Origin of the sequence: Couchioplanes caeruleus (assembly GCF_003751945.1) — a bacterium.
Lineage (GTDB): Bacteria > Actinomycetota > Actinomycetes > Mycobacteriales > Micromonosporaceae > Actinoplanes > Actinoplanes caeruleus.
In genome coordinates this window covers 7,511,268-7,522,482 of record NZ_RJKL01000001.1, presented here as the reverse complement: position 1 = coordinate 7,522,482, position 11,215 = coordinate 7,511,268, and the positions used below count along the sequence as shown (strand labels likewise).

Sequence of the window (11,215 nt, the reverse complement as noted above, 5' to 3'; positions counted from 1 at the left end):
ATGGCCGCCGCGGTGGGGGCCGCGGCGGCCGGGAGTCGATGAACAGGCGGTTCACTCAGGCGGGCAGGGCGGCCCGCAGGTATTCGGCCGTGGTCGTGCGGCCCTTCGCGGCCATCTCGGCCGGGGTGCCGGCGAACACGACCTGACCGCCGTGCTCGCCGGCGCCGGGACCGATGTCGATGACCCAGTCGCTGTGCTTCACGACATCGAGGTCGTGCTCGATCGCGATGACCGTGTTGTCGGCGTCGACCAGGCGGTCCAGCAACGCGAGCAGGTTCTGCACGTCCGTCATGTGCAGGCCCGTGGTGGGCTCGTCGAAGACGTACACGCTGCCGCTCTCGTGCAGGCGGTCGGCCAGCTTGAGCCGCTGGCGCTCGCCGCCGGACAGCATGGACAGCGGACGACCGAGCGTGAGGTAGCCGAGGCCGACCTCGCGCAGGGGGTTCAGTCGCTTGATGATGGCCTGATCGTCGAACCAGTCTCGGCTCTCCTCCACGGTCAGGTCCAGCACCTCGGCGATGTTGCGTCCACCGATGCGGTACTCCAGGACGTCCTGGCGGTAGCGGGTGCCGCCGCAGACCTCGCAGACGACGGTGACGGGGTCCATGAAGGCCAGGTCGGTGGTGATGGTGCCGCGGCCCTTGCACTCCGGGCAGGCACCCTTGGCGTTGAAGCTGAAAAGGCTCACGTCCGCGCGGTGCGCCGCGGCGAACTGCTTGCGGACGATGTCCCAGACCCCGGTGTAGGTGGCCGGCGTGGACCGCGGGTTGATACCGACCGCGGACTGGTCCAGCACGATGGCCTGCGGATACTCGGCGGCGAAGACCTTGGAGACCAGCGTCGACTTGCCCGAGCCGGCCACTCCGGTCACCGACGTCAGCACGCGCGTGGGAAAGTCCACGTCCACACCGCGCAGGTTGTGCAGCTTCGCCTTGCGAATCGGCAGCTTCCCGGCCGGCTCGCGCGTCTGCGGCTTCAGCCCGGGCAGGGCCTTGAACGCCCGGCCGGTCATGGTGTCGCTGGCGGCGAGCTTCTTGACGCTTCCGGTGAAGACGATCTCGCCACCGGCCGAGCCGGGCCCGGGTCCCACGTCGACGACGTGGTCGGCGATCTCGATGACGTCCCGGTTGTGCTCGACGATGAGCACCGTGTTGCCCTTGTCGCGCAGCGCTGTCAACAGGCTGTTGAGCCGGTCCACGTCGTGGGCGTGCAGGCCCACGCTGGGCTCGTCGAAGATGTACGTCATCCCGGTCAACGAGGACCCCAGATGCCGGACGGTCTTGAGGCGCTGCCCCTCGCCGCCGGACAGCGTCCGAGTGGGACGGTTCAGGGTCAGGTAGCCGAGCCCGACGTCGACGATCCGGCGCAGCGACGCCAGCGCGGCGGGCACCACCGGGCCCGGCCAGCGCTTCTCGACGCGCTCCAGCTCGGTCACCAGGTCGCCGATCTCCATAGCGCAGTAGTCGGCGATGTTGTGCCCGTCGATCCGCGACTTCAGGGCGGCCGGCGCGAGCCGTGCACCCTTGCACTTCGGGCAGACCTGTTCGGTGACCACCTTCTCGGTGGCCTTGCGCTCCTTGTCCTTCAGCGCGTCGAGGCCGGGCTTGACGAACCGCCGGGTGAACCGCAGGACCAGACCCTCGTAGTCGTTCACCGCCACGTTGTTGAACTCGTCCGGCCGGGTCGTCTGGAAACCCTCGCCGTGGAGCAGGAGGTCCATCTCCTTCCTGGTGTAGCGGGCGAGCGGTTTGTTGGCGTCGAAGAGCGGTTCGAGATCCGCGCCGCGGGCCTTGCCCTCCTCGTAGCGGCTGACCTGGGCGTAACGCTTCCAGTAGTTCGTGCCGACCGCGAAGTTGGGATGCTGGATCGCGCCCTCGTTGAGCGACAGGTTCATGTCGAGCAGCTTGTCCACGTCGAGCTGCAGGGTGGCGCCGAGGCCCTCGCACTCGGGGCACATGCCCTGCGGGTCGTTGAACGAGTAGAAGTTCGACGGCCCGGCGCTGGGCTCGCCGTAGCGGGAGAACATCACCCGCAGGATGGGGCTCACCTCGGTCATGGTGCCCACCGTGGAGCGGTTTCCGCCGCCCACGGCCTTCTGGTCCACCACGATGGCCGGGCTCAGATTCTCGATCAGCTCGAACTCGGGCCGCTCGTAACGGGGCAGGCGGTTGCGGATGAAGGGCGGGAAGACCTCGTTGAGCTGCCGCTGCGACTCGACCGCGATGGTGCCGAAGACCAGGGAGGACTTCCCCGACCCGGACACGCCGGTCACCACCGTCAACGCGCCTAGCGGTATGCGCAGGTCGACGCCCTTCAGGTTGTTGGTCCGTGCTCCGGTCACCACGATGTGCTGCCTGTCTGACGACATAGCGTCCCGGTTCCTCCGTACGTATTCGTCCGTCACCGACATGTCTTTTCTACCCGCCTATCGGCACCGCTCTCCTACCCTCGGTGAGGTCGCGCCACGAGAGCCGTCCGCCACGGGTGGCCAGGTCGCTCATCAGCCGGTCCACCGGGGCGTCCGGCAGGTCGGCGAACCACTCGGCGCTGAGCCGGCCGACGCGCTGGGTGTGCTCCACCACGGGGCGGCGCTCGGCCTCGTACGCGGCCAGGGCGTCCGCCAGCCGCGGCTGCGCGCACAGCGCCGCGGCGAGCGCCTGCGCGTCGTCCAGCGCGAGCCGGGTCCCCGAGCCGATGGAGTAGTGCGAGGTGTGCGCCGCATCGCCCACGAGCACCACGTTGCCGCTGGACCAGGTGCTGTTGCGTACCTCCTTGAACCGGCTCCACCGGGAGCGGTTCTCGAGCAGCCGCGCCCCGCCCAGCGGGCCGGCGAACCAGTCGGCGAGCTCGTCCGGTGCCGGGTGGCCCTGCGCCTCGACCAGGAAGGTGCTGCGGTCGGGCCCGTACGGGTAGACGTGCGCCACCGCCGGGCCGGCGGGCGTCTCGGCGATCAGGAACGTCAGGTTGTCGAACGCACGCCCGGCGCCGAGCCAGATGTAGTCCACCCCGACCTGTCGCGTGGTGGTGCCGAAGGCCTGCGCCCGCTGCCCGCGGGTCACCGACCGTGCCCCGTCCGCCGCCACCACCAGGTCGTACCCGTCGCCGGCCGGGGAAACCGCACCCCGCACGAGCCCCACGCCGAGCTCGGCACAGCGCCGGCGCAGCACCCGCAGCAGGGTGCGCCGGTCCATCGCGCCGAGGCGGGGCGCCCCGATCGACGCCGAGCGCCCGTGCCGGTGGACGGTCAGCCGGTCCCAGTCCGCCACGTGCCCGCTCAGCTCGTCGGCGAGGGCCGGGTCCGCGTCGCGGAACACCTCCACCACCGCCGGCGGCAGCACCACGCCGAAGCCGTACGTGTCCTCGGCGCCGGTCCGGTCCCAGACGGTGATCTCGTCGTCCCGGCCGGATCGGGCGGCGAAGACGGCGAACGCCAGCCCGGCGGGCCCTCCGCCGTTGACCGAGATCCTCATCGGACGTCCCGGATCAGCTCACCGACGCGGTGCACCACGGAGGCGGCCGGTGGCATGGCGGCCATCTCGGCGGCCACCTCGCGGGCCGCACGGCGCGGCTCCGGGTCGTGCAGGACGGTCTCCAGCGCCGCGGTGACCGTGTCCGGGGTGACCGAGTCGAGGTCGAGTGTGGGGCCGGCGCCGCGGGCGGTCACCGAACGGGCGTTGCTCACGTTGACGGTGCCCGGCATCGGCAGCGACACCTGCGGGACGCCCGCGGCGAACGAGCTGAGCACGGTGCCGGAGCCGCCGTGGTGCACGACCGCATCGGCGGTGTCCACCAGCGCCCGCAGCGGCAGCCAGCGTTCGGGCCGGACGTGCGGGGGCAGCTCGGCGGGCAACTCGGGCAGGTCCGCGTCCGCGGTGAGCAGGACCAGTTCGGCGCCCAGCCGCTCGGTCGCGACGACGATGTCGCGGTAGAGACGCCCGTCGAGGGTCATCGCGGCGGCCGAACCGCAGGTCGCGACGACGCGCGGCACGTCACCGCGCCGCAGGGCCCAGTGCGGCAGCGTCCCGCCGTTGTTGAAGCAGCCGTAGCGCATCGCGAGGACATGCTGCGGCTTGCCGATGGCGGTCGGTACGTCGGTGAAGTTGGCCATCGAGGCGGGCAGGACGTCGATCTCGAACTCGGCCTCGGTGATCGCGTCCACGCCCAGCCGCTCGGCGTGCGGGGCGAGATGCTCCAGGGCCGGCCCGAACGTGGGCAGGGGAGTGCCGTAGCCGTGCAGCACCGCCGCGGTGCCGGCCGCCCGCGCCGCCACCAGCGCGGCGGCGTGGATTCCCGGGTAGACCACCGCATCGGCGCGCCAGTCGCGGGCGATCGCGACGATGTCGTCGAGCTGCCGGGCGCCGACCTCGCCGAAATAGCGGCCGTGCACGGCCAGCGCCTCCGGGCCGTCCGGGGGCCCGCCCACCTCTCCGCGGGCCAGCAGATCCAGCAGTTCGTCGTAGGGCTGCCGGGCCTGGTGGCCACCGCCGGCGTCGGCGGTGACCAGACCGGCCTCGACCGCAACACGCGTGGCCGGCCCCGACGTCGCCACGAGCACGTCGTCCCCCGCGGCGAGCGCGGCGTGGGCCAGCGGCACCAGCGGCATGAGGTGCGACGCGACGGGCATCGAGGTGAACAGGTAACGCATGATCAACTCCTCAGCGGCCGGCGGGGGCGTGGATCAGCGGACCGGGCACGGCGGCCGGCGACGGAAGCCCACTGGGGTCGGCCACCGCGGCCGGAGAGGGCAGGCCCTCCGGTACCCGCCAGGTGGCCGGCGGCCGGTCGGCGATCTCGGTCAGGTAAGCGCCGTAATCGGTGTCGTCCTGCTCGCGGCCGAGGTGCTGCAGTTCCGCCCTGCCGATGAAGCCCATCCGGTAGGCGATCTCCTCGACGCAGGCGATACGGACACTCTGCCGCTGCTCCAGGATGTGGACGTACTGCCCCGCTTCCAGCAGCGCCTCGTGGGTGCCGGTGTCCAGCCACACGAACCCGCGGCCGAGCTGGACCAGGCGGGCCTTGCCACGCTCCAGGTAGTTCCGGTTGATGTCGGTGACCTCCAGCTCGCCACGGGCGGAGGGACGCAGCCCGCGGGCGATGTCGACCACGTCGTTGTCGTACATGTAGAGCCCGGTGACGGCGAGTTCGGAGCGAGGCCGGGCGGGCTTCTCCTCGATCTCGCGCAGCCTGCCGTCGGCGTCGACGACGGCCACGCCGTAGCGGTGCGGGTCGCGCACCGGGTATCCGAACAGCGTGCATCCGTCCACGGCCTGCGCCTGCTCTCGCAGCAGCGCGGAGAAGCCGGGGCCGTGGAAGATGTTGTCGCCGAGCACGAGCGAGACGGAGTCGTCGCCGATGTGGTCGGCGCCCAGCAGGAACGCCTCGGCGATGCCGGCCGGCTTCTCCTGCTCGGCGTACGTGAACCGCATGCCGAGCCGGGAGCCGTCGCCCAGCATCGCGCGGAACAACGGCAGGTGCTCCGGCGACGAGATGATCAGCACGTCGGTGACGCCCGCCAGCATCAGCACCGACAGCGGGTAGTAGATCATCGGCTTGTTGTAGACGGGCAGCAGTTGCTTGGAGATCACCCCGGTGAGGGGCTTGAGCCGGGTGCCGGAGCCGCCGGCCATGATGATGCCCTTCACGTCTCGTCCTCCTTGGTCGATGCGGTCCGGTAGCGCGGCAGCAGGCCCCGGTCGAGCGCGTCCGCCAGCGTGGGCGCGGCCCGGTCGGCCGCGGACATGACCAGCTCCCGCGCCTGCGGCAGGGGCAGGCCGAGGGCCGGGTCGAGCAGGGCCACCGCGCGTTCGTCCTCGGGGCGGTACGTGGTGGTGAGCAGGTAGCTGAGCACGGTGCCGCCGGTGAGCGCGACAAAGGCGTGACCGAGTCCCGCGGGCAGGTACACGGCCCGAGGGCGGTCGGAGTCCAGCAGCACGCTGTCCCAGCGGCCGAAGGCCGGCGAACCCACCCGGACGTCCACCACGATGTCCAGGACGCGCCCGGCGACGCAGTGCACGATCTTCGCCGGCCCGTCACCGCCCGGCGAGTAGTGGATGCCCCGGGCGGCTCCGGCCCGGTTGACGCTCAGCGCGCTGCGCCGTACCCGGAACGGCACGTCCAGCACGCCGTCCTCGTACACCGGGCAGAACAAGCCCCGCTCGTCGGGGAACACCGGCGGGACGAGCTCCCACGCGCCGCCCACCGCCAGCTCGCGCGCCTTCATCCCCGCCTCCACCGCGCCGCTGCCCGGACCACGGCCGCACCCAGGTCGGTCTCCGGGTCGTCCAGGTCGAACGGCAGGTCGAAGTGGTCACGACCGGCCACCACCAGTTCGGTCGCCGGTGTGCCGGCGCGGCGCAGCGCGGCGGCGTACCGGCGCTGCTGGCGGTGGTACTCGGCGGTCTCGTGCTCGCCGACGGCGAGCAGCACGGGGGCGGCCGGGGGCGGGCGCAGCAGGGGGCTCTGCTCCCGCGCCCCGGCCGGGGTGAGGCTCAGCGCGTCGTTGACGTAACTGTCCACCACCGGTGCGAGGTCGTAGAGGCCGCTCAGGAGGAACATCCCGGCGAGCGGCACGTCGGCCGCCAGGGCGACCAGATGGGCGCCGGCGGAACTGCCCGCGGCGAAGACCGCGTCCGCCCGCCCGCCGAGGGCCTGCGCGTGGTCGCGCACCCAGGCGAGCCCGCGCCGCACCGAGGCGCTCATCTCCGGAAGCCGCCGCGCGGGTGCGAGGCCATAGCCCAGCGCCAGGTAGCCGAACCCGGCAGCGAGCAGGCCGGCCGCCGGGAAGCAGGCGTCCTCCTTGCTCGACTCCTGCCAATGGCCACCGTGGACGAAGACCATCAACGGCGCGCCCGGTGCGCGCGGCGGGAAATGGTGCAGCACCTCGCCCGGATGCGGCCCGTACCGCACGTCGGCGCGGTGGGCCAGGTTCTCCCGCGCCGCCTGGCTGCGCAGCCGGTACTGCGCCAGGGTGGCCTGCGCGTCGCGCGCCGCGGAACTGGGTGACAGCTCCCGGTCCAGGTCCGCGCGGGCGGCAGTCATGCCGGACGGCACCCGGACACCACGCCGTGCGGAGTCCACCCCGGTGAGGGCGTACGCCCGACGCCGGTGAACCCGGCCGCGCGCAGCCACTCCTCGCAGTCCATCCACCGGTAGATCGTCGAGTGCCGGAACGGCAGGGTGGTGAAGTAGACGTTGTCCAGGGCGGCGTACAGCGGACCGGTGCGGTCGTCGTCGGCGAAGGCGTTGAACACCAGGACGCGGCCCCCCGGCTCGATCGCGTCATGGGCCTTGCGGAGCAGGGTGAGGTTCTGCTCCGGCGACCAGATCACCAACTGGTGGGCGAAGAGGACGCAGTCGTGCCCGGACGGGTACGGGTCGGCGAAGATGTCCGCCGCGTACGTCTCCACCCGGCCCTCCAGGCCCGCATCGGCGATGGTCTTCTCCGCCACCTCGAGGGCGCCGGGCCGGTCCAGGACGGTGACGCGCAGCGAGGGGTACGCCCGGGCCAGCGCGACGGCATTGACCGCGTCGCCGCCGCCGACGTCGAGGACCCGCCGTGCCTGGGCGAAGTCGCCCTGCGCGACCAGCACCGGGTTGGACAACTGCGACCAGGCGTGCATCCCGCGGTAGAACAGCTCCTCCAGGCCCGGCACCGCCGCCAGCCGTGAGTAGAGGTCGCGGGTGGTGCCGGGGAAGTGCCGGATGCCGGCGTTCTGCCCGGTGCGCAGCGACTCCACGTAGTCCGCTGCCGGCAGGTATGCGATCTTGTCCTGGTACTGCACGATGTCGCGCAGCACGGGCCACAGCCCGTCGTGGAACGCGGCGGCGATCGGCGCGCCGTTGCGGTACTCGCCGCCGGTCACCGTGGTCAGACCCAGCGCGGTGGTGCCCAGCAGAAGAACGTCCGCCGAGCGTCGGCTGAGCCCGAGCCTCTCGGCCACCTCGCCGGCCGGTAGCGGCCCGTCGGCGTGCAGCAACTCGAACAGCCCCAGCTCAGCCCCGGCGTTGAGCTGCTGGAACGCCGCGTGCCCGAACATCACGGGGACGAGGGCGGACAGCTCGGAGCTCATCGCCCGACCCCCTGCCGGGTGTGCACGACCGGCTCGGGCACCGGGATGATGAATCCGCCGCCGGCGTCCAGGTAGGCGGCCTCCCGGCGCAGGATCTCCTCCGCGTAGTTCCAGGCGAGCATCAGGCGCAGGTCGGGCTGTTCCTCGACGTCCTCGGGCGCCACGATCGGGATGTGCGTCCCCGGGGTGAACCGGCCCTGCTTCTGGGGCGTCGTGTCGGTGCAGAACTCCACCTCCGCGCGGGTCAGGCCACAGATGTTCAGCAGGGTCGTGCCCTTGGCCGAGGCGCCGTACCCCGCGACGCGCTTGCCGTCGGCGACCTCCTTGCGCACCAGCTCGGTGAGCTCGGTGCAGGTGGTCCGCACGCGCGCGGCGAACTGCTCGTACCGGTCGTCGGTGAGGAAACCCTGGTCCTTCTCGGCCGCGATCAGCTCGCCGACCCGCTCGGAGGCCTCCCAGCGGCTGTCCGAGCGGGCGGCGGTGACCAGCACCGAACCGCCGTGCACGGCCAGGCGTCGCACGTCGACGGTCCGCAGCCCGTGCCGGGTGAACAGCCGGTCCAGGGTGCTGATCAGGAAGTACGACAGATGCTCGTGATAGATCGTGTCGAACGCGACCGTGTTCACCATGTCGACGGCGTACGGCACCTCGATCGCGAAGAGGCCGTCGTCGGTGAGCAGCGCCTGCACCCCGGCCAGGACGTCGGTCAGGTCGTCGATGTGGGCGAACACGTGCCGGCCGAGGATCAGCGACGCCCGGCCGTGCACCGCGGCGATCGCGCCGGCGATGTCCGAGCCGAAGTACTCCGCCAGCGTCGGCACCCCCCGCTCGGCGGCGATCGCGGCCAGGTTGCGCGCCGGGTCGACGCCGAGGACCGGGTGCCCCGCCGCCTGGAAGAGCTGCAACTGGTTGCCCGTGTTACTGCCCACCTCCACCACCAGGCGGCCGGAGTCGACCCGCTCGGCGCAGAGCCGGACGACCTCCTGCATGTGGCGGGTCATCGTCTCGGACTCCGACGTGACGTAGGAGTAGGTGCGGTAGAGGACCCGCGGGTCGACCACGGCGGTCAGGCTCAGCAGGCGGCACTCGCGGCAGGAGATCAGCTCCAGCGGGTACGCGCCCTCGGGCCCGGGCTGGTCGAGAAACGCGTTGGCCAGCGGCACGTCGCCGAACGAGATGACGTTCTGCCAGGATGAGGCGCCGCAGACCCGGCACGTGGTGACCATCTTCGCAATGTCCGCGGTCACGGCAGACTCCCTCGGGACTCGGAGGTACGGAACTCCAGGACGGCGTCCAGGACCTGCTCCACCCGCGCGGGCGTGAGCTCGGTGTGCAGCGGCAGCCGGACCAGCCGGTCGGCCACGTGCTCGGTGACCGGGCACCCGCCGGGCGCCGTACGGCCGTACCGCATGCCCGCGGGCGAGGTGTGCAGGGGGACGAAGTGGAACGTGGCGTTGACGCCGCGCGTCCTCAGGTGGTCGAGGAACGCGGAGCGGTCGGCCGGATCGGGCAGCACCAGGTGGTAGAGATGAGCCGAGTGCCTGCGGTCCGCGGGCACGACGGGCAGAAGCACCCGCTGCTCGGCGGCCCACCCGGCGAGACCCTCGTGGTAGCGGTACCAGACGGCATCGCGCCGTTTCTGCACCATGTCGTGCTCCTCGAGCTGCGCCGCGAGCAGCGCGGCGAGCAACTCCGGCAGGATGTACGACGAGCCCAGATCGACCCAGCGGTACTTGTCCACCTGGCCGAGGAAGTACTGGTGCCGGTTGGTGCCCCGGTCCCGGATGATGGTCGCCCGGTCCACCAGGCTCTCGTCGTTCACCAGCAACGCGCCACCCTTCGCGCTGTGCACGTTCTTGGTGGCGTGGAAGCTCTGGGCGGCCAGCGCGCCGAAGCTGCCCAGTGGCCGGTCCCGGTACGAGGCACCCAGCCCGTGCGCGTTGTCCTCCACCACCGGGATGCCGTGGGCGTCCGCGATGCGCTGGATCTCGCCCATCTCGCAGGCGACCCCGGCGTAGTGGACGGCGACGATCGCCCGGGTCCGCCCGGTGATCGCCTCCTGCAGCGCCTTCTCGTCGAGGTTCAGGGTGTCCGGGTGACAGTCCACGAAGACCGGGACCGCGCCGCGCAGAACGAACGCGCTCGCGGTCGGCGCGAAGGTGAACGACGGCATCACCACCTCGTCGCCGGGGGCGAGGTCGAGCAGCAGCGCGGCGATCTCCAGGGCGGCGGTGCAGGACGGCGTGAGAAGCACGTGCCCCGCACCGGTGAGCCGCTGGATCAGCTCGGCGGCACGGGCGCTGTAGGAGCCGTTGCCGTCCAGGTCACCGGACTCCAGGGCCCCGCGCAGATACTCGAGCTGGCGCTCGGCGGTGTGCGGCACATGGAACGGGACGGTCCCCGCCGCGGTCAACGGGTCAACTCCAGCAGCGTGAAGTCGATATGCACCCGCGCGTCGTCGCCGGCGTGGTCGGCGTACACCGGTGAGGTGCCGAGCTCCTCGGGCGATACCCCGAACGACTCCTGTACGTGCACGCGCACCCCGAACCCGGCCGCCGTCACCACCTCGCGGAGCCGGTCGGAGCTGCCCATCGCGAAACTGAAGCCGAGGAACAGCCGGCCGGACGGGCTGAGCCGCCGCCGCGCCCCGCGGAAGAACCGCTCGTGCATCGCGTAGCCGGGATCGAAGAAGTGGTAGGCGAGGTCGGAGTCGAGGAGCTGGTCCGGCGGCACCTGGATGAACGGCGAGTTCCAGAAGATCAGGTCGTAGGCGTCGTCGTCGACCGCCGCGAACAGGTCGCTGACCCGTGCCGTCACCCGGTCGGCGACGCCGTGGCGCTCGGCGTTGAGCTGAGTGGTACGCACCGCCGCGGGGTTGATGTCCAGGGCGGTCACCCGCGGCACGCCCTCGAGCGCACCGATGACCGAGGCCACGCCGCAGCCGCAGCCCATCTCCAGCATCGAGCGCACACCGTCGTACGGCAGGGCCGAGGCGAACAGGCCTGTGGCGTAGTTGTACTCCCCGCCCAGCACCCCGCTGAGCTGGATCCACTTTCGGTCCAGTAGTTCGAACTCCTGGGCGTCGTTGCTGCGCAGGGCGTGCTCGTACGCTGCCTGGCCCATGGTGAGGCCGAGTTCGTTCATGT

10 protein-coding genes are annotated in these 11,215 nt (G+C 71.7%); all 10 read right to left on the bottom strand.

The genetic code is table 11. The features are described from left to right. Nucleotides 1-55: 55 nt before the first annotated feature. Genes EDD30_RS33885 through EDD30_RS33840 form a run of 10 tightly spaced genes read right to left on the bottom strand, consistent with a single transcriptional unit; the run spans nucleotide 56 to nucleotide 11,213 of the window. A complete protein-coding gene (locus EDD30_RS33885) occupies nucleotides 56-2,368 on the bottom strand; it encodes an ATP-binding cassette domain-containing protein (RefSeq protein ID WP_071803250.1) in 2,313 nt (770 codons plus the stop codon). Between the two features lie 49 nt (nucleotides 2,369-2,417). Further along, a complete protein-coding gene (locus EDD30_RS33880; protein ID WP_071803249.1) occupies nucleotides 2,418-3,470 on the bottom strand; it encodes an FAD-dependent monooxygenase in 1,053 nt (350 codons plus the stop codon). Next, a complete protein-coding gene (locus EDD30_RS33875) occupies nucleotides 3,467-4,645 on the bottom strand; it encodes a glycosyltransferase (RefSeq protein ID WP_071803248.1) in 1,179 nt (392 codons plus the stop codon). Before EDD30_RS33875 ends, EDD30_RS33880 begins: the two co-directional genes overlap by 4 nt. Nucleotides 4,646-4,655: 10 nt before the next feature. After that, on the bottom strand, nucleotides 4,656-5,642 hold the full coding sequence (gene rfbA / locus EDD30_RS33870; RefSeq protein ID WP_123678664.1) for a glucose-1-phosphate thymidylyltransferase RfbA: 987 nt from the start codon (nucleotides 5,640-5,642) through the stop codon (nucleotides 4,656-4,658). Further along, nucleotides 5,639-6,220, bottom strand: a complete 582-nt coding sequence (locus tag EDD30_RS33865) for a dTDP-4-dehydrorhamnose 3,5-epimerase family protein (RefSeq protein WP_071803247.1) — start codon at nucleotides 6,218-6,220, stop codon at nucleotides 5,639-5,641. The genes rfbA and EDD30_RS33865 overlap by 4 nt, the downstream gene beginning before the upstream one ends. Beyond that, complete coding sequence (locus tag EDD30_RS33860) at nucleotides 6,217-7,038, bottom strand: alpha/beta hydrolase (RefSeq protein WP_071803260.1); 822 nt, start codon at nucleotides 7,036-7,038, stop codon at nucleotides 6,217-6,219. The genes EDD30_RS33865 and EDD30_RS33860 overlap by 4 nt, the downstream gene beginning before the upstream one ends. Then, nucleotides 7,035-8,069, bottom strand: coding sequence for a methyltransferase (locus EDD30_RS33855; protein ID WP_071803246.1), 1,035 nt, complete (start codon nucleotides 8,067-8,069; stop codon nucleotides 7,035-7,037). Before EDD30_RS33855 ends, EDD30_RS33860 begins: the two co-directional genes overlap by 4 nt. Further along, nucleotides 8,066-9,316, bottom strand: a complete 1,251-nt coding sequence (locus EDD30_RS33850; RefSeq protein ID WP_244945495.1) for a class I SAM-dependent methyltransferase — start codon at nucleotides 9,314-9,316, stop codon at nucleotides 8,066-8,068. Before EDD30_RS33850 ends, EDD30_RS33855 begins: the two co-directional genes overlap by 4 nt. Continuing rightward, nucleotides 9,313-10,482 (bottom strand): dTDP-4-amino-4,6-dideoxygalactose transaminase, encoded by a 1,170-nt coding sequence (gene rffA / locus EDD30_RS33845; RefSeq protein WP_071803245.1) that lies wholly within the window; start codon nucleotides 10,480-10,482, stop codon nucleotides 9,313-9,315. The genes EDD30_RS33850 and rffA overlap by 4 nt, the downstream gene beginning before the upstream one ends. Next, complete coding sequence (locus EDD30_RS33840; RefSeq protein WP_071803244.1) at nucleotides 10,479-11,213, bottom strand: methyltransferase; 735 nt, start codon at nucleotides 11,211-11,213, stop codon at nucleotides 10,479-10,481. Before EDD30_RS33840 ends, rffA begins: the two co-directional genes overlap by 4 nt. Nucleotides 11,214-11,215: the final 2 nt, after the last annotated feature.

Excerpts from the sequence above, each read along its gene's own strand:
- EDD30_RS33855 (WP_071803246.1), bottom strand. The coding sequence starts at position 8,069 with ATGAGCTCCGAGCTGTCCGCCCTCGTCCCCGTGATGTTCGGGCACGCG.
- EDD30_RS33875 (WP_071803248.1), bottom strand. The coding sequence starts at position 4,645 with ATGCGTTACCTGTTCACCTCGATGCCCGTCGCGTCGCACCTCATGCCG.
- EDD30_RS33840 (WP_071803244.1), bottom strand. The coding sequence starts at position 11,213 with ATGAACGAACTCGGCCTCACCATGGGCCAGGCAGCGTACGAGCACGCC.
- EDD30_RS33865 (WP_071803247.1), bottom strand. The coding sequence starts at position 6,220 with ATGAAGGCGCGCGAGCTGGCGGTGGGCGGCGCGTGGGAGCTCGTCCCG.
- EDD30_RS33860 (WP_071803260.1), bottom strand. The coding sequence starts at position 7,038 with ATGACTGCCGCCCGCGCGGACCTGGACCGGGAGCTGTCACCCAGTTCC.
- EDD30_RS33880 (WP_071803249.1), bottom strand. The coding sequence starts at position 3,470 with ATGAGGATCTCGGTCAACGGCGGAGGGCCCGCCGGGCTGGCGTTCGCC.
- EDD30_RS33885 (WP_071803250.1), bottom strand. The coding sequence starts at position 2,368 with ATGTCGTCAGACAGGCAGCACATCGTGGTGACCGGAGCACGGACCAAC.